Below are 18,370 nucleotides of genomic sequence, written 5' to 3' on the forward strand. Positions count from 1 at the left end.
GATCACGAATCTGTTCATCGAACAGGCCCAGCATAACGTCCTGGTAGAGCAGGAACTTGGATGGATTGTCCGCGTAGCGGTTATTCTTACCGGCACCGGGAACATTGTCGAACCGATCCAGAAGCCACCATGCATCCCTGCCGTCGCCCCAGAGAAATTCCATGTAATCGCCGTTCCCCCTCTGTTCTTCGTCCTGCAAACCATTTTCTACAGAAAAACAGGCTTCTGCAAAGGTTGTGAGAGAAAGATTTCCAGCTGTCATCGGCGTCTCCGCCCCATTGTCCTGCCAGAATGTACAAATCACCTCTGATACACCATTCTCCCTGCACGCATCCAGCGCAGGCATAAGCGTCGCCGCCATCCAGGAATAATTCGGTGCAACACCGTTCCATATCCACGCACCGCCTGCAAACAGCGTCTGGTCTGACAGTTTCTTATGAAGCTTGATATAATTCTCATAGTGTTTTTTCTCATCGTGATAGTAATCCCAGTAGACCATCGCTACGCCTTCCGGAAATTCCGGCAGATCGGAAAAATCGGTCTCCGGCGGCAGATCGTAGTAATCGCCGCTGGGGGACTTCAGACGAAAATACATATCGCTCCAGATCATCGGCTCCATCCCGTATTTCCGGCAGATGGACAGCACCCGCTTTAAGTGGCTGTTCATGATCTCGAAGCGGTTCTGATAGCCATTTTTATTTAAATAATTCCCGAGGCCCAGTTCATGCGCCTCATCCATACCGAGGTGGACACGCCTGCTGCGGAAAGCGGAGGACACACTGCTTATCATAGCATCGATCAGCCTGTAAACCTCATCGTCGCCGGCAAGGAGAATGTCCGGCGTATCGGTCAGCCCCTGCATGGTCTTCCATCGGAGCGCCGTATGCAGATGCGCCAGCGTCTGAATGCACGGTACAATCTCGATTCCAAACAGTTCCGCATAGTCATCACAGGACTTCAGTTCCTCTCTCGTGTAACGTCCGCGGAAAGCACCAAAATACGGATACTCTGGAACCTCATACGTCTCTTCCGTATACAGCATCATCAGATTCATGCCCAGGGAGGCCATGCGTCTGATGTACTCTTTTATTTTCCCGACCTTTAATACGCCGTTTCTGGAACAGTCAAGCATTGCCCCCGACGATTGGAAACAGGCACTTTCCCGCAGTTCTAATTCCTGCAGCTCTAATTCTGAATCTGCCGCATGCGTCCCCAGATATTCCAGCGCCTTCATAAACCCTCTGAAAAAATGGACCTTTTCCCTGCATCTGATTGTTAAGACGCCATGTTTCAAAGAGACTGAAATCTCATGTTCTCCTTCCTGTTCCCAGCAGATGACCGGCTGTTCCCTTACAGGGGTGCTCTCCCCTTCTGTCCCCAGCTCATGGCCCCGCTCCTCAAGCAGCAGCTCCAGCCCTTCCCTTACATTTGCCGCACTTTGATCCAATCGAAATTTCATTTTTAGTCCTTCCCTTTCTTTTTTTCTTCCTGATACACCGCCCGGTATTCCGACGGGTAGATTCCCGTATTTTTCTTAAATATTTTGGAAAAATACAGAGGGTCCTGATATCCTACCATCCCCGCAATATCCTTTGAAGTAATATTCGGATACACAGTCAGCAGCTCCTTTGCATTGTTCAGACGAATATTCTGGATGTACTGCGACGGCGTCAGGCCCTTATACGCTTTAAAAAGTCTGCTGAGATACGGTGAAACCAGACCGAATCTGGAAGCCAGCATCTTCGTCGTAATCTGTGCATCCAAATGAGCCAGAATGTATTCGTCTACCTCCCGCATCAGATTCTTTCCTTCCTCCGCCGATTTTCCCATGCTCATGTCTTTCACATATAGGAGAAATTCATCAAACACCTGATCCATATCCGCAGCAGAGGAAAGAAGTTCCGCAATATCCGGAAATGTATTATTTTCCTCCGGCTCATTTCGCTCTGCAGAATGGACTGCCGCCATCAGAAACAGCTTCTGCAAAATCCGTTCCAGCTCTGTCTGCGTGACTCGAAACAGCTTCATCTGGTCTCTGACATTCATCAGAATCCCCTTCAGTTCGGCAAAATCGTCTTTCTTTACGGCAAAGGAGATGGCGGATTCCGTTGACGCAGCAAGTGTGAAGGGTCTTCGTTCCGGCAGGGCGTTTGTCACAGATGATACGCCAAACATACATTTTTCCTTTATCTCCGCCCGGAGTGCGCCAAGCCTCTCCTGCACCTGACTGATATCTGTAATGGCATTTCCATAGCAGATGGTTATCGAAATACGGGGAGGAAGCAGCGATAGAATTGATTCTGCGATTCCAGCCATATCAGGCTCGTTTAACCCCTCCAGAAGAAGAATCTGTTCATTCATCGCCTTTCCGAAAAAGCAGAATATCCCCTTCTCCTGTCTGGTCACAAGGGAAACGATCTGTTTTAAGTCATGATTCTTCCAGTACACATTCCCCGGCGTCATCTCCTCCAGACTGTTGGAATTAAACGCGCCGGCCATCAGATAAACGGGATATACCGTCTCAAATAACGCGTTCCCCGCCTCACAGGGAGTCCCTTCATACAGTATCCCTGTCAGAATCCTGCTTTTTTCCGCCCCCGCCCTCTGCCTTAGTTCTTCCTTCATCTGAGCCAGCAGCGAAGCCAGTTCTTCTCTGTCCACGGGCTTCAGCAGATAATTTTTAGCATTGTATAGGAGGGCCTTCCGTGCATAGGAAAAATCGCGGTAACCGCTTATCACTACCGCCAGCGTGGAGGGGCACGTTTCATATATGTATTTTAGAATCTCTGTTCCATCCGCCATTGGCATATTAATATCGGTAAAAACCACCTCCACCTGCTGCTCTTCCAGATATTCCATGGCCTCTCTGCCGTTTTTTGCGCATTTCACTACCGAAAATTCAGGATCAAGTCCCTCGATCATCTTTTTTATGCCGCGAAGCAGAGGTAATTCATCTTCCGCAATCAGGACCCTAATCATTCCAATTCACCTCCAAGCAGCACAACTGCCCCCTCCTCATCGTTATATAACCGGCATTCGAAATTCCTGTCATAACATATCATCAGCCTCATATAGATATTCGGGATGCAAAGCCCGCCGATCGATATCTGTTCCAGGCTCTCCCTCACATTTTTAAAGGTTAAGTTCTCTTTCATTCTTCCAAATTCATCTAAGTACTCTTCCGCAAATCCCGTTCCGTTGTCATGAACCTTTATAAACCATTTTCCATCCTCTGCATAAACCAGGAGCCTGATTTTCCATACCGGTTCCGTGTTTTTAAAGGAATGCTTAAAACAGTTTTCACAGACAGGCTGGATCATAAGCTTTGGTATCCGGACAGCGGACAGCGCCTGGTCCATATGAACCTCATATTCGAACAGGTCTTCGTACCGTTCCTTCATCAGCTCCATGTAATTAACCGCATTTTCAACTTCCCGTTCCATCGTACAGAATCCATCTTCCATCGATGAGGTAAAACGCAGCATTTTGCAGAGCCGCGAACAGATATTTTCCACCTTCTTATTGCCGTCTGCCTGTGATTCCATGGAGATAATCGCCAAAATATTATAGAGAAAATGGGGATTCATCTGAGACTGCAATGCAAATAAATGGGATTTCAGTTCATTCGTCTCCGCGGCGTACTGCTGTTCCACAGACTCCTTCATCCGGCTCAATACCGCGTTAAAAGCATTCTTGATCTGTACCAGTTCATCGCTGCTTTCATAACCTGCAACGTCCATCCGGAAATGCTCCAGTGAGATCGTTTTGATCGAACGGTTCAACTCCGTCAACGGCTTTGACAGCTTCCTCACAATCAGAATTTCCGTCACAATCGCAGTAATAAGAATCAGCAGCATTCCCAGAATCATCAGTCGGTTAAACTGAGCCAGCGGCTCCATCAGCACATTCTCCGGTTTTTCGAAGAGAATGGTAAACGGCGCGTTCCGCAGTTTTCTGCTGCACACATACCGGCCTGGTACACTTTTATCCCCGTCGGTCAGCCGTCCCTCTGACGCCATCTGGATCATTGCTTCCAGTCTGCTCTCGGTCCTGCCGCTTTCGGAGCCGAAGCTCCGGTAAACAGCCTCCCCCTCGTCCGTTAGGATTACGGAATTAATATCTTTCCCTATCCCATAAAACATTTCATCCAGCCGTTCTGCAAATTCCTGCACTTCCACATATCCACACTTTAAGCTGTTGGAAGAGTAATCCTTAATCTGTCTGACAACGGAGAAATACATTTTTTCAGATAAACCGGTATCGTTCAGCACATCGTTTTGCGGCGGAACGAAGCAAACGAAGCTGTCCTCCTGCCTGAAGAAATCGCGTATCTTTGCATACTCCTCTCCCGAAAAGTAAGCCTCTGTTCCGGTCGCTGTCGTAACAGTTGTCGCCGTACAGACAAAATCATGCTCATCATTATAGAGACAGATTCTGGCATACCCGTCCTTCTTAAAATTATAAGAATTCAGCAGCTTGATAACCTCCGAAGCAATGAGAGGCTCCCGGATAAAAAAATTGCTGTCCGGCTCCTGGTCCACCTTTTGGAAGACACTCACGATATTGGGATTTGCGGCTATCTGAAGCGCCGTTTTATCCATATTATAAAGATGGTTGTCCAGTCTGTCGGCAACGCTGGTGGCGATTACCTCAAAATCATCATTTGTCCGTTCCGTTATGGCATCCACCACATACCGGTAAAAGATTCCCATAAGGGCGGCTGATACAAAGAGAACTATTACTATGTGAAAAAAAATCATTTTCGATTGGAACTTTACTTTTTTCAGCATAAAAACCTTTCTTTTCGGTTCTTACTACCCCTTCACGGCTCCGGCTGTCATCCCCTCTATGATATATTTCTGCAGAGCCAGATAAAGGATGACGATGGGCAGCACGGTAATAACAAGCGCGGCAAAGACGTAATTCCAGTTTCTGGAATACAGGCCATAAAAATTGAAGATCATCATCGGAATCGTCGTTCGTTTCGAACTGCTCATCAGATACAGGGGTACCTGGAAATTGTTCCAGATTCCGATGGCTGCAATAATCAGGTTCGTGATCATGACCGGCTTCAGGATCGGCAGCAGCACCTTAAATATCAACTGAAATGTATTGCAGCCATCTATGATCGCCGCTTCGTCGATCTCCTTAGGCACACCAGTCACAAAGCTGGAAAAGGTCATGACCGCAAATGGCAGATTCACCGCAGCGAAGACGAGAATCACACCGATATAACTTCCATACAGATTCATTTTAATCATCATAAAATAGGTTGTCACCATCTGCATGGTGGCTGTCAGCCCAAATACAAAATAGTAATACAGGGCGCCGGCTTTTTTATCGTTCCGTCTGGAAATTATAATTCCCGTCATACAGCCAAGTATAATAACAATGGCGACCGAACACACCGTCACAATCAGGCTGTTTTTATAGCCCCTTAAAATCTCCCCCGTCTGAATCACATGCAGATAATTCTCAAACTGAAACTGTGACGGCAGGCTCAAATCCATATGCAGTGCCTCTCCCTGAGTCTTAAACGATCCCAGAATCATCATAATCAGAGGGATCAGAAACACCGGACATAGAACAAGACAGATCAGGAAAGGTATTATTTTTTTTCTATGGCGTATCCAGAATATCTTCATTATACATCAATCTCCCTTGATTTTAATAGTCTGTTTAATAAAAATGTGATTATCACAATTCCGACAGACAACAGCAATGCGCTGGCGCTGGATTTCCCGAGAAGCCCCATTCCGAACGCCCGGTACGTATAAGTGCTTAAAACCTGAGTGTCGAACCCTGGTCCTCCGCCGGTAAGGGAGTATACGAGATCAAATACCTTTAAACCACCGGTGATATTCAGCGTTGTTACAACGGTAAAGGATGGGGCCAGCAGGGGAAGCGTAATGTGACAAAACTGCTGCCACGGACTGGCTCCGTCCAACTGGGCGCTTTCATAATACTCACCGGAGATTGCATTTAAGCCTGAGATAAAAAGAAACATGCTGAATCCCGCCCACATCCAGACTTCAATAAAGATAATCCAGAACATCGCGGTTCCATAGCTGCCCAGCCAGTCTCTGGCCAACTGCCCCATCCCCGCGGCAGCCAACAGGTTATTGACCAGACCATCCTGCTTTAAAATCCCGGTAAATAAAAGGCCCACGATCATGCAGCTCAGCACACAGGGCAGATAGAACAGGGTCCGGAATATGCTGTTGCCGCGAAAACGCTTTACAACCACAAGCGCAATCAGCAGCCCCGTTACGGTTTTAAACAGTGTGGTCGTAAACGCAAACAGCAGTGTGTTAAATATGGAACGGGCAAATACTTCATCCTGGAACAGATTGATAAAGTTGCGAAGACCTATGAACTGCGGTGAATCCATACGGTCCAAATTCCAGTTCGTAAAGGAATAGAAGAATGCAATAATAATCGGCACTACAAAAAAAACGGTATATACAAGCGCCCCCGGAAGAGCGATCCACATCGGATATATTTTTGAACGCAGCTTTCTGTTCATACAGTAAAACCTCCTGTTAATCAAAGAAGGGGCGCTGCTCTGCCTTCACAGCCCGCAGCACCCGATCCTTAAACTACTTATTTAAAATCCTTCCGCTCCCTGATCCTTCATATACTGCTCATAATCCTTCTGGAATTTCTCCATAACGGCCTTTCCATCCATAGTTCCTTTGGCCGGAGCATCCACATAGTAAACGTATAAGCTGCTCTCAAACAACGGATTTAATGTCATTACGTAGTAATTGAATTCTGGGATCGCTTTTCCCTCTTTGATATAGTTTTCATTAATCTCAGCCAGGTAATCCGGAACCTTGCCACCGTCTACATCCTGGAATGCCGGGAATGCCGGGCGGTCTGCAAAGTAGAGATTTGCATATTCCGGTGTGGACCACAGATCAAAGATCTTTTTCACGACATCGAGATTCTCGGAATTTTTATATGCTACGAATCCTGCGGAAGACATATTCTCGGTGATAACGTCCGTGCCCTCCTTCATAGAGACAGGGAACATACCGATTTTGGCCTCTGGATTTGCCTCCAGGACAGACGACGCAAAGAAGTCTCCGTTAAAGTGCATTGCGGCTGTTCCGTCCGCCACAGCCGCAATGGCATCATCGTAGGTTGCGGATGCAAAATTGCTGTTTACGTAGCCTTTCTGATATAATTCCAGATATTTGTCCAGTACCTCGGCGAATTCCGGAACATCGCTCCACTTTGTTTCGTTTTTCAGGATCTTGTCGGCAAAATCCTTACAGCCGTCCGCTCCAAGGATTTTTGCAAAATTGTCTGTCATGAGTATCTGCGGAACCCAGGTATCTTTCGGCATAAAGATCGGTGTTGTCCCGCTCTCCTTTATTTTCTCACAGGCAGCGAGAAGCTCATCCCAGGTTGCAGGTACCTCAACACCAGCTTTGTCAAACACATCTTTATTGTAGATAAATCCATGAAGTCCCGGTACGGAAAGGAACGGGAATCCATAAATCTTTCCATCCTTGGCCGTTACGTTCCCCGGTATAATCAGACGGTCTGTCCAGGCTTCGCCCGTCATGTCTGCAAAATTAGATGCCGGATCAATGATATCGTACACGGCCGGGACATTATAATCAATGATATCCGGGCACTCTCCTGAATTGAGCTTCATCTTAATCATGTTCAGAGATTCATCATCCGGCACGATCTGTGCATCGATCTTAATATTCTCTTCCTCTTCCAGCTTCTGAATCATTTTCTGGAGGCCCTCGAAGTTTCGGGACTGCTGAATCAGGGCTGTCACGACCACCTTTTCTTTGCTGCCGGCTTCCTTTGCCGGTGTCTCCTGCTGTTCCTTCGAAGCCTCAGCCTTAACTGATTCTGTCTGCGGAACCTCTGCTGCTGTGTCCTTCCCCTGGCCGCCGCATCCTGCTAAAGCTCCCACCGTCACCATACACGCTGCTGCAATTGCAAATACACTTTTTTTCATGTAACTTCCTCCTGTCTCTTTGATAGATTTATGATACCATTCCGAATCCTCTGCCGTAAATGTACAAAAGTTAAATGCGGTATGGAAAAAAATTACATGTTTATCTTCTGACAAAAATGCGGCAGGGACTAAGAACAAGAAACAGCGGCCTTGAAATTAATTACTTTCAAGACCGCCGCCGATTCAACAGGACGACACGGAATTCCATCTATTCTATTTTGCCAGTAATCGTAATATCTCCGCTCTCAAAAAATCCGGTACAATTATAAGCCCATCTGCCGGCTGAAAGCGCGATCGTTTTTGTCATATCGCTGTCAGTGACCGTAATACGCTGTTCTTCATGATTGGGCGAAAATAGAATGATATCTGCGGATCCCCCCTTAATATCAGACTGAATGGAAAGAGTTAAAACCTGATCGTCTTTCGCATCAAAGCTGCCTGAGCGGGTAATACTGTTTTGCTTACCATTACTCAGATTTATGACAGTCCCTTTGCTGTTCTCCATTTCTGCTGCCGTTTTGCCGGGACTATCGCCATTATCATGACTGCGGGGAACTGTGCCGCGAATGGTGATACTGCCGCTCTGAAAGAATCCGGTACAATTATAAGCCCATCTGCCGGCAGAAAGCGTAATTGTTTCCGTCTCATCAGAATCGTTAATGGTAATGCGCTGTTCCTTGCTATCGGGTGAGAAGAGAAACAAATCTACGGAACCGCCTTTGATGTCAGATTGAATCGTTATGGTTAAAATCTGATCGTCTTCTGCCTCGAAGCTGTCCGATTTGGTAATGCCGTTATGTCCATTACTCGCCAGATGAAAGACGACCTCCTCTTCTGTCTCTGCGGTATCCTGTCCGGTGGCATTTCCCGGCAGCGGATTCGGAGCAGCGGCGTAAACGCCGGTAAATGCTCCGCCAAGGCAGATCGTAAGTGTCATGATAAAGGATAATACTTTAATCATCTTTGATTGTTTTTTATAATTCATAATAGCGTCCAGCCTTTCTTTCAGCAGCTCCCTGCTTTCATTCAATGTAACAGAGGCAAGCGAATTTTTGTAGTTTCCTTTGGGTCTGACCGCACCCAGCAAGGTATTCCCATAGTCCCGCATAGCGTTCTCATCCAAATGCCGGATAATAACTTCGTCGCAGGATAATTCACACAGACGGTTGACATCGCGCGCCATCAGGTACACGAAGGGGTTAAACCAATGCAGACATACCGCCGTCTGCATAAGCCATTTATAAAACATATCTTTTCGCTTAAAATGCGTCAGCTCGTGTCTTATGGTATATTGAAACTCTAAATCCGAACAATCGGTTCCCGGCAGCACAATACAGGGATGGAAAAAGCCAAGCAGCAGGGGAGATGATATGAGGCTGTTTGTATACAGTTCCACCGGGACATTGATTTTTGCGTCTTCTGCCTCTTTTCCAAACTGCTCCAAAAGATTAATATCGTCTACCGGAGTACAACCGGCTTTTACGTATTTTATAAAGCTCTGATAGATTGTAATCTTCCGTATTAACAGGATCAGAGCGACTACCATCCAAACCAGGCCCAAATTACGTATCAGTATCAGAAGACCATATTTCATCACCTTCACCGGGGAATAGTCTTCATCCCCGGCTTTACTGTCACCGGGGAAAGTATTTGGAAAGAGATCCGTTCCCTGCAGCGACGCAACACCAGATTCAGGAAGCATTTTCCGTTCTAATTGTGAGGCTGCGTAATCATAGTTTCTAAAAAGGCCTCCCACAAGATTATGTTCCGGTGCAAAGGGGAGCAGCAGTCTGGCAATTACGGCGAGCCAAATATAATACTGCCAGGTCTTGCTCATTTTCGATCGAAATAAAGGTTTGCAAAGGAACAGAATGAAAAAAAGGATAGACCCGGAAAGAGATAGTGACAAAATTAGTTTTATCATTTCGTTTATTTGTGACTGCCTCCTTTTTCCCAATGGCGTTTTAAGTCCTCATAGTCCTCGCAGGAAAGCAAGTCCTTTTGTAACAACGTGGCTACAAGCCCCTTCGCATCACATTCATAGACCTTTTCGAGAAAATCCTGCGTCTGTACCTCCTGATACTCTGCCTCGGAAACAACAGCTGTGTATTCATTCCTGCGTCCTATCTTATTCGTCTTCAAAAAGCCTTTGCTGGCCAACCGAGAACATAAAGTAATGATCGTATTTTTTGTCCAGGGGGTGCCTTTGTCCTCTAACGCCCTGACAATCTCCGCATACAACGCCGTTCCGCCGTTGTTCCAAATGATTTTCATAAGTATCAATTCATATTCTGATATTTGCTGCATATTTTTCATCTCCATCTTAGATTACATGCTGTACTCTAAATTTATGATAACATTTTGTACGCCATGTGTCAAGGAATTTAATGAAAAGGCTGGGGAAACGGGAAGGTGCTGAGAAATCCCGATGATATAGAGATTTTTCAGCACCTTTTGCGTTGTATTTTTATGATAGTTCCACTCTAAGTAAAACTTTCGATCAGCGCCTTCCTCATTGCTTCCGGATCGGGCTTCCTCCCCGTCCACAATTCAACCGCCAGGGCTCCCTGATAGATGAGCATGCTCTGGCCGTCGAGTATATGGGCTCTCCGTTCGCCGGCCTTCTGCAGAAATGGCGTATATGCCGGATTCGTAATGATGTCCTGTACTACCATGTTTTGATTAATGGTATCGTAATCGATATCCGGTAGTGATTTATCTGGGTACAGGCCGATATTTGTGGCATTTACCAGAATATCACACACCGGAATTCTGACTTTCTCCACCCACTTTATAAATTCTGCGGTGCAGCTGGTATTCTCTGTAATCAGGGCAGCCAGCTCTCTGCCTTTTTCCTCTGTCCGGTTGATGATTGTTAAATGAACGGCCCCTGCCAGCGCACATTCCACGCTGATCGCTCTTGCGGCGCCTCCCGCCCCCAGGATGACAAGTCGTTTGCCAGCCAAAGAAATGCCATTCTCACGAAGTCCGATAACGAAACCTTTTCCATCCGTATTTTCCCCGTACAGTTTTCCTTCTTTTACCAAAATCGTATTGATTGCCCCTATGAGAGCAGCGCTTTCCGAAAGCCCCTCCATATAAGAGACCGCAGTAATCTTATGAGGTATGGTCAGGTTCAGCCCGGAAAATCCCAAAGCCCTGATGCCGTCCAGCCCATCTTGCAGGTCACAGGCCGGCACGCGAAACAGCTGGTAGCGCCAGTTCAAGCCCGTACTTCGAAAGCCGGCTTCCATCATAGCCCCTGAAGGATTCTCATCAATCGGATCGCCAAACGCACCTGTAGTAGGTATTCTGAAACATTCTTTCATCTTATTTCCCCCTTATAACCCGATTTCATAGACATGGATCTCTGCATCTGCTATAAGCCCCTTCGTTTCAACAGACATCCGGCCTCCCTCCATCTGAGGATAGATTCTAAGCGTCATGGCAGAACTTCCATTGATAAAAATCTCTGCTACAGAATTGTCAATCAGGATATCTACATGAACACTTCCATCTTTTTTCCGTCTGAAACAGCCCAAAATCGGCCTTTTATCTACGGATTTAATCAGGCTGCTATCCTCCATCGGCGCATAATAAGTACCTTCCCGTGGGTTAATGATGACATCAGTATATTCCTGTCCATCGCTGTCCGCCAGAAAACGGAATGAAAACACATCGTCAGACTGAATGGTTCCTTCTATTTCCGCCGTGCCGGATACTGTTTTACATTCATATCGACCGGTAAAATTCTGAAGTTGGACCTCTTCATCCGTGCGGCGCAGAGTCTCGAATTCCGGCAGACGCTCCTGAACCAGTTCATTTTCCTCATTAATGCATATCACTCTTGGAATTGCCTGGACACCGGACCATTCTCCATCGGTAAAAAGTCCTCTCCTGGGATCTTCCCGAAGCCATCCCCACATCAGAGTCCGCCCTTTCTCATCGAATGATATCTGGGATGCGAAGAAATCACCATAGTCTACACTTCCCTGATTGTAAACTTCCAGCTTCCCATCGTCCGTAATGGTACCCACAAACCAGTGCAGAACACGAATGTCCCATATCGAATGGATAAACAACACCTTATCTCCATAAACAATCAGGTTGGGGCACTCCATAACCTCCTTCGCACACGTATTGCGAAAAAACTCATTAACATAAGTCCATGACCGAAAATCATTCGTTGTGTACAGATGTACGGCACCATATTTTTCATCTACAATCCCCGCAACAAGGCAGTATATTTTTCCTTTCCACCGAAATACGAAAGGATCACGCCACTCTGTCAGCCGTTTTCCCGGAGCATCCGTGTTTCTCATAACCGGGTTTTCCGGTATCTGTTTCCAGGTTACGCCGTCCTCTGTCGTGGCCGCCCACTGCTGGGAACCACTGTTTTGACATCTTTCTCCCTGACCAACGCTGGTATAAAGCAGTTCTATCTGACCGTTATTGATATAGCTGCATCCGGAATAACAGTGTGTCTCCCCCCTGTCCAGAGCCGGATACAGAGCAATCGGTCTATGTTCCCAGTGAAGCAGATCCTTACTTACAGCATGTCCATAATGAAGATTCCCCCAGTGCCAGTCCGTGGGATTATATTGGTAAAACAGATGATGCTCCCCTTTAAAATAAATTGTTGCATTTGGATCATTCATCCAGTTCTTTTCAGGCAGAAAATGATAACTTGGTCTGTGTTTCATCGTAAACTCCTTTATTGTTATAAGATTTTTTATGCACTCAGCCCTTAACCGCTCCAGCAGTCAGACCTCCCACCACGTACTTTTGGAAAAATCCGTAGAATATCAGCTGAGGTACAAGGATAAGCAGAGCTCCTGCCACAAGTCCGCCATAATCAATGCTGTATTTTCCGCGGAACATGGAAACACCCATGGAAATTGTACGCATGGCTGGATTCTGGATCAGGGTAACTTCCAACGGGAATTCATTCCATACATAGAGCACATTGAATACGGTAACTGTAGCCAGGACTGGCTTGATTAAGGGAATGGTAATATACGTACAAAGCTTCGTCAGGCTGCAGCCGTCAATAATAGCCGCCTCCTCTATATCCCTGGAAAATCCTTTTAAGAAACCGACAAACAACAACGTATTAAAAGAAACGGATGAGGCCGCCAGAGGCAGTATGACAGACAGATACTTATTAACAATTTTCAGGGCAATATTTATTCTGTAAATCGGGAACAGCAGAATATAGGTGGGAATCATAAGACCCGACAACAAGAATAAATAAATTCCGTTTTGAAGCTTCCTGCTGCGAAATTTCAGTCTGGTCAATGCGAAAGAACACATAAAAGTCACCACCAGACAGAGTATCTGGGTAAAGACCACGATAATAATCGTATTCTTATACATACTTCCAAGAGGCAGAATAGCAAGTGCGTTCTTAAAATTGTCCCAGTTCAGCGACTCAGGCAGCGCAAACGGCTCATTCATAATCTGAGTATTCGTCTTAAAGGCCAGCACCACCAGCCAGAGGAATGGAATCATGAGCACCGCTGTAATTAATACAGTAACCGCAGACAATGCTGCCGCTCCAATCCTTTTTTTCTTTTTTTCGTCCAACATGGCAGTTTACTCCTCCTCTCCTACCTGTTCTCTCGTGACATAGAGATAGATAACCGCAAACAGAGCAGAAATCAGAAATGTCACCGATGCAATGCTCATGCCATATCCATACCTGGAGGATGTGAATGTGGAATAATACATATAGGTCACCAGCAGATCCGACATGTGGTTCGGACCACCGCCAGTCAACTGATAGACGATCTCGAATATTTTGAAACAGCCTGTAATCACCAGAAGCATAACTATAATAATGGTCTGCCTGATCATAGGAAATGTGATATAGATCAGCTGCTGCATCTTCCCTGCACCGTCAATTTCCGACGCCTCATAAAGTTCCTGTGGCACCATTTTAATACCTGCCAGAAATATGGTGGCGTTATAGCCCAGAGTCTGCCAGAGGAAAATAGCGCCTACACAGTATGGTGTCAGAGTTTTCCCTCCAATCCATTCCGGCTGGGCAGACACGCCAATATACCGTAGAAATGCGTTGATAAGTCCAATCTTGGGATCCAGAATAAACACCCAGATCAGGCCAATTAATATAGGACTGATAATATTCGGGGAAAAGCAAAAGGCTTTTACCAGCTTTCCGCCCCGCATCTTCCTGGCAAACAGCAATGATAATCCAAAGGAGCAGGGAACTATGAGAAGCAGAGACATCGTCAGGACAAGTCCCGTGTTTTTCAATGCAATATAAAATATCTTATCTGAAAACAGCGTTATGTAGTTCCGTAAACCCAAAAATTCAGGTTTTCCAATTCCCGTAAAATTAGTAAATCCATAATAAAACGCCATGAAGACCGGAATAATGATATACAGCAGAAATAGAATTACTGCCGGTGCAATCATCAGTATTTTTGTCTTTTTGGTACTGAACCAATGCATACCGTCTCTCCTTTTGAGTCAGAAATGGCGCTGCCATGACTGGCAGCGCCAGAAATTGTTACTGGATTGTGCTCTGCTGTTCGTCCATATAGCTGAGGGCCTCTTCCGGTGTATAAATTCCGTTAATTACACCGATCATGCTCTCTCTGTATTGATTGATAAGCTGACCAGGAATATACATATCAGGGCATGCCGCCGGGCTTTCCCAGTCATCATTCATCTTTTCCATAACCCTTGCAAATACCGGGTATTTCTCCTTGTCGATCTCACCGTCATACTTTGTGACTGGAATACTCTGATTATCTCTTGCAATTATTCCGGTTCCCTGCTCCCCATAATAAAACTTCAGGAAATCTACAATGACCACATACAATTCCGGATCTTCTTTCTGTACTTTAGCAGAAACGCAGTAAGGATGAGCAGGTGCCTTCATGGATACATTCTGATTGCCAATTCCGTCACTGAACGTTGGTCCCCACCAGTAGTAGATGGATCCGGCCAGATCACTCTGATCGAATTTCTTGGTATCCCATACACCGGAGTTGAGCATAGCCGCCTTTCCCCCCATAAAGGCCTCCACGGACTGATCATAACTCATAGTAGTCACATTATCAGGAAATACACCCTTATCACGCATATCAGCAAGCTTGTTGTAAAACTTTAAGTAATCATCATTCTGCCATTTATCCGTTCCTGCGATAATGTCGTCTATATGGTCGAAAAAGCCGTATCTGCAATGCATATTTTCAAACGCCCATGCAGTGAAGGTATCTTTGGCTCCCTGTGCCATTGGGATAATATCGTTTGAGCGGAACACTTCAGCGCAGTGGATAAACTCATCATAAGTCACAGGCAGTTCCAGGCCATACTGGTCAAATAATGCTTTGTTCAGCCATATGCCATTGGACTGAAGCTCACATGGAATGCCGTAAATCTTGCCATCAATCTTCAGAGAATCCAACATCCCCGGAAGAAAGCCATCCATGAACGCCTGATCGGAATTAATTTCTTTCGATAAATCGGCCAGATATCCCGCATTTGCCATCTCTACTGCTCCGCCCTGCTCCATCCAGAACAGTTCAGGAAGTGAACCATTCTGTGCCGCCATCTTAATATTACGTATCTGATCGTCAGAAGAGGTCCCCTGCAGTTCAATCGTTACATTCGGATGTTCCTTCATATATGCCTGTACCACGGCATATACCTGAGGCGCCTGCTCTTCTACATTCGCTACATGCTCAGCAAATACAAATTTATAAGCCTTGTCTGCTGCTCCATCGTTACCGGCAGTGCCTTCCTCTGTCTTGCTTTCAGGTACCGCCTTTGCAGTTGCCTGATTTGCTGCGGAAGGCTGCTCCGCTGTTGTACCCGCTGCCTCATTCCCCTTTCCGCAGCCTGCAAACAACAGTGCTGATGATACAGTCAACCCCAATACCAAAACTTTCTTCCAATACCTCTTCTTCATAAAATACCTCCAAATGATTTGGCAGGCATTATCACAGCAGTATTTTGACCGATTTTCTCGCTACCAGCCGCGGGTCCAGCACCAGCCTTGCAGGCTGCTCTCCTGATCCGTTTTCCCTTTTGTTGAACTGGCCGTCAATCATCTCTGCTATGAGCCTGCCGATGGACTCGTAAGAATGTGCCACTGTAGTGATGCCGTAAACCGCTGTCCAGGGCAGATCATCATAAATAATGAAGCTGATATCGTCCGGTATGGACAAATTCATCTCGGAAAGCGCCTGGATGACGTTGATGCTGGTGGATTCTCCAACCGACAGAATTGCAGTGGGCTGCACCGCGTGAATCTTTTCCTTGATCATCTCTTTGGCACAGTCCGCGTAGCTCATTAGGTACAGGCATTCATTATCCATTTCCAGTCTTTCCTCTGCAAATGCCCTTGCGTATCCAACCTCCCGCTTGACAAGAGCCGGATTAGTCTTACTGATCAGCATGATCTTCTTATGGCCACTTTGAAGAAGGTGCTTCACAGCCAGATACGTTCCCAGCTCATCATCAATCAGCAGTGTGTCCAGATCGGGGTAGACTGTCCGGAACAGCTGAAGCAGTGGAAACCGCTTTGCGTTCAGCTGTTTTATCAGCTCCCCGTCCCCCTCCGGAGACGGCACGAAAATAATGCCGTCATACTTATGAGCAATGGCTGCTTCAAAGTTCTCCCGTTCCACCGATGCACTGTTGCTGTTGTACATAACAGCAAGCTGGTATCCCTTATGTTCCAGTTCCTTGGAGGTCTCCCTCACCATGGCACTGTAAAACGGGTTCACAATCTCATCTAAAAACAACGCCACTGTCCTTTTGCTTTCCTTTCCCCCTGTTCTGTTTACCGTCTTAGGTACGTATCCCAGTTCTTTCGCAGCTGCATATACTTTTTCCCTGATCTCAGGGCTGGTAAAATACGTATTGCTGTAGGCTTTATAAACAGTAGGAACAGATACTCCGGCTAATGCTGCCACATCTTTAATATTACTCATAAACGCATCCTTTCCAGCAGCAGAAGTTACTCAAGAAATAATTATTAGATATTATTAAATAATTATTTCTTTTATGTATATAATTATATTCTCATCTGCTGCATTTGTCAATATTTATATATTTTATATTATATTATTTGTACATATTGTACATTTCAAACTATGATTTTTGTAAGTAGCGTACCATTGTTTAAAATAATTATTCTCGAAACATGCGTTAAAACCAATACCTGGAGTGTTTTATGGAAATTATTGGAATAATTATATCATATATAAGAGAATTATTCAGATGTTTTTCTTAGATAAGAAAATAGAAAAGGCTGCCCTTAATCGGACAGCTTTTTCTATTTTGATCCTGAGCAGTTCCATTTTTTCTGACAGCTTCCGATGTAAGAACCTGGAACTGGCAGATGGTATATATAATAAGTCAACCATTCAACTGATATTCGCTAAAAACTGCCGCACCGCCTGCTCTACATTTTTACATGGCCTTCCCTGTGTCTTTATGCCGTTTTCTCCGATACAAACCACATGAAACGAATAGTTATTAACCGGAACATAGTCCATTTCTATCATGATATTGGCATCCAGATCCTGCAGCAATACCATGGTTGTCTGTGTGCTGTTAATACAGTTCTGTACTTCTGACAGGTATTCCAGACAGTCCGCCTCCTCATGGAAAGCATCTGTCAGCCTGTTCAACTTTTCGATTCTGTCCTTTGCCGTACATTTGGTATAATTCCACATAGCCCCTCCTTCTTGTATTCTTTGCTCTGCCTCAGTGTGTCAACTGGTACTGCATTGCGTAATTAATTGTGAATAAAATGCCTGATATCTTTACACAATTACGGAGGTGTTTACAATAAGTCCTGACAATTTATACTCTCTTCTTCGACCTGTTAGTTGCAGTTCACAGTCCTGTTATTTTCTAAGCACCACTTTCTTTCTAAAAAGAATATATGCCCCACAGATAACTAATATCCCCACACCGCTCCATACAAAGCTCATGCCGTACCCCAGCCAGGATGCGGCTAATGCCCATAAAACTCCACATAAAATGTTGGCAATATCCTGTATACAGTAAAAGAGTGTGTTTGCGTGAGCCGAATCTTTATCATCCAGCCTTAAAATATCCAGATGAGCACAGGACATTATAATCCCGGAAAAGAACCCCACAGCGGTGCCGCCGGCAAGAAATGAACTGCGTCCTGGCGTCTTACCTACCCACAACATTGCTGCACAGTAAAGTACTGCTCCAAAAAACAGAAGCCCATGCAGTCTCCTCTGGGTCTTCATGACCTCTTTTAGACATGTTCTAATTAGTATGGAAGAAAGCGAAGAAGCCACCAAAAAGATAACCACCTCCTTCAATTTGCCTTCACTATCTGCGAAAACAGTCAGCAATGCCATGTAGCAGTTA

At 45.6% G+C, this 18,370-nt stretch carries 16 protein-coding genes; all 16 read right to left on the bottom strand.

Annotated features, from left to right (window positions below):
- The coding region (locus ACLTD4_RS16675) for a family 20 glycosylhydrolase (RefSeq protein ID WP_412331428.1) at positions 1–1,459 on the bottom strand (1,459 nt) is incomplete at its 3' end.
- Positions 1,460–1,461: 2 nt separating this feature from the next.
- On the bottom strand, positions 1,462–2,979 hold the full coding sequence (locus ACLTD4_RS16680; protein WP_321005836.1) for a response regulator: 1,518 nt from the start codon (positions 2,977–2,979) through the stop codon (positions 1,462–1,464).
- A complete protein-coding gene (locus ACLTD4_RS16685; RefSeq protein ID WP_412331429.1) occupies positions 2,976–4,712 on the bottom strand; it encodes a sensor histidine kinase in 1,737 nt (578 codons plus the stop codon). Before ACLTD4_RS16685 ends, ACLTD4_RS16680 begins: the two co-directional genes overlap by 4 nt.
- A 102-nt stretch (positions 4,713–4,814) precedes the next feature.
- A complete protein-coding gene (locus ACLTD4_RS16690) occupies positions 4,815–5,645 on the bottom strand; it encodes a carbohydrate ABC transporter permease (RefSeq protein WP_320930418.1) in 831 nt (276 codons plus the stop codon).
- Complete coding sequence (locus ACLTD4_RS16695) at positions 5,645–6,526, bottom strand: sugar ABC transporter permease (RefSeq protein WP_321005838.1); 882 nt, start codon at positions 6,524–6,526, stop codon at positions 5,645–5,647. The genes ACLTD4_RS16690 and ACLTD4_RS16695 overlap by 1 nt, the downstream gene beginning before the upstream one ends.
- Positions 6,527–6,607: 81 nt before the next feature.
- Positions 6,608–7,984: an ABC transporter substrate-binding protein gene (locus ACLTD4_RS16700; RefSeq protein ID WP_321005839.1), complete on the bottom strand. Its 1,377-nt coding sequence runs from the start codon at positions 7,982–7,984 to the stop codon at positions 6,608–6,610.
- A gap of 208 nt (positions 7,985–8,192) precedes the next feature.
- Positions 8,193–9,908, bottom strand: a complete 1,716-nt coding sequence (locus ACLTD4_RS16705; protein WP_321005840.1) for a M56 family metallopeptidase — start codon at positions 9,906–9,908, stop codon at positions 8,193–8,195.
- Between the two features lie 5 nt (positions 9,909–9,913).
- Positions 9,914–10,291 (bottom strand): BlaI/MecI/CopY family transcriptional regulator, encoded by a 378-nt coding sequence (locus ACLTD4_RS16710; RefSeq protein WP_321005841.1) that lies wholly within the window; start codon positions 10,289–10,291, stop codon positions 9,914–9,916.
- 176 nt (positions 10,292–10,467) lie between these two features.
- Positions 10,468–11,313, bottom strand: coding sequence for a shikimate dehydrogenase (gene aroE / locus ACLTD4_RS16715; protein WP_242352945.1), 846 nt, complete (start codon positions 11,311–11,313; stop codon positions 10,468–10,470).
- A gap of 12 nt (positions 11,314–11,325) precedes the next feature.
- The gene (locus ACLTD4_RS16720; protein WP_321005842.1) at positions 11,326–12,687 is read right to left on the bottom strand and encodes a glycoside hydrolase family 32 protein; all 1,362 of its coding nucleotides are present in this window, start codon (positions 12,685–12,687) and stop codon (positions 11,326–11,328) included.
- A gap of 37 nt (positions 12,688–12,724) precedes the next feature.
- Entirely contained in the window at positions 12,725–13,573 is an 849-nt protein-coding gene (locus tag ACLTD4_RS16725) for a carbohydrate ABC transporter permease (protein ID WP_321005843.1), read from the bottom strand.
- Positions 13,574–13,579: 6 nt separating this feature from the next.
- A complete protein-coding gene (locus ACLTD4_RS16730) occupies positions 13,580–14,458 on the bottom strand; it encodes a sugar ABC transporter permease (RefSeq protein ID WP_320930411.1) in 879 nt (292 codons plus the stop codon).
- A 58-nt stretch (positions 14,459–14,516) separates the two neighbouring features.
- Complete coding sequence (locus ACLTD4_RS16735) at positions 14,517–15,923, bottom strand: ABC transporter substrate-binding protein (protein WP_321005844.1); 1,407 nt, start codon at positions 15,921–15,923, stop codon at positions 14,517–14,519.
- A gap of 31 nt (positions 15,924–15,954) precedes the next feature.
- Entirely contained in the window at positions 15,955–16,950 is a 996-nt protein-coding gene (locus ACLTD4_RS16740) for a LacI family DNA-binding transcriptional regulator (protein ID WP_002600227.1), read from the bottom strand.
- 435 nt (positions 16,951–17,385) lie between these two features.
- Entirely contained in the window at positions 17,386–17,697 is a 312-nt protein-coding gene (locus ACLTD4_RS16745) for a hypothetical protein (RefSeq protein ID WP_002600228.1), read from the bottom strand.
- Positions 17,698–17,871: 174 nt separating this feature from the next.
- Complete coding sequence (locus tag ACLTD4_RS16750) at positions 17,872–18,360, bottom strand: hypothetical protein (protein WP_147335885.1); 489 nt, start codon at positions 18,358–18,360, stop codon at positions 17,872–17,874.
- Between the last annotated feature and the right edge of the window lie 10 nt (positions 18,361–18,370).

The sequence above is a fragment of the Hungatella sp. genome (genome assembly GCF_046966825.1).

Coding starts and splice junctions, on each gene's coding strand:
- ACLTD4_RS16680 (WP_321005836.1), bottom strand. CDS start 2,979: ATGATTAGGGTCCTGATTGCGGAAGATGAATTACCTCTGCTTCGCGGC.
- ACLTD4_RS16685 (WP_412331429.1), bottom strand. CDS start 4,712: ATGGGAATCTTTTACCGGTATGTGGTGGATGCCATAACGGAACGGACA.
- ACLTD4_RS16690 (WP_320930418.1), bottom strand. CDS start 5,645: ATGAAGATATTCTGGATACGCCATAGAAAAAAAATAATACCTTTCCTG.
- ACLTD4_RS16695 (WP_321005838.1), bottom strand. CDS start 6,526: ATGAACAGAAAGCTGCGTTCAAAAATATATCCGATGTGGATCGCTCTT.
- ACLTD4_RS16700 (WP_321005839.1), bottom strand. CDS start 7,984: ATGAAAAAAAGTGTATTTGCAATTGCAGCAGCGTGTATGGTGACGGTG.
- ACLTD4_RS16705 (WP_321005840.1), bottom strand. CDS start 9,908: ATGATAAAACTAATTTTGTCACTATCTCTTTCCGGGTCTATCCTTTTT.
- ACLTD4_RS16710 (WP_321005841.1), bottom strand. CDS start 10,291: ATGCAGCAAATATCAGAATATGAATTGATACTTATGAAAATCATTTGG.
- aroE (WP_242352945.1), bottom strand. CDS start 11,313: ATGAAAGAATGTTTCAGAATACCTACTACAGGTGCGTTTGGCGATCCG.
- ACLTD4_RS16720 (WP_321005842.1), bottom strand. CDS start 12,687: ATGAAACACAGACCAAGTTATCATTTTCTGCCTGAAAAGAACTGGATG.
- ACLTD4_RS16725 (WP_321005843.1), bottom strand. CDS start 13,573: ATGTTGGACGAAAAAAAGAAAAAAAGGATTGGAGCGGCAGCATTGTCT.
- ACLTD4_RS16730 (WP_320930411.1), bottom strand. CDS start 14,458: ATGCATTGGTTCAGTACCAAAAAGACAAAAATACTGATGATTGCACCG.
- ACLTD4_RS16735 (WP_321005844.1), bottom strand. CDS start 15,923: ATGAAGAAGAGGTATTGGAAGAAAGTTTTGGTATTGGGGTTGACTGTA.
- ACLTD4_RS16740 (WP_002600227.1), bottom strand. CDS start 16,950: ATGAGTAATATTAAAGATGTGGCAGCATTAGCCGGAGTATCTGTTCCT.
- ACLTD4_RS16745 (WP_002600228.1), bottom strand. CDS start 17,697: ATGTGGAATTATACCAAATGTACGGCAAAGGACAGAATCGAAAAGTTG.
- ACLTD4_RS16750 (WP_147335885.1), bottom strand. CDS start 18,360: ATGGCATTGCTGACTGTTTTCGCAGATAGTGAAGGCAAATTGAAGGAG.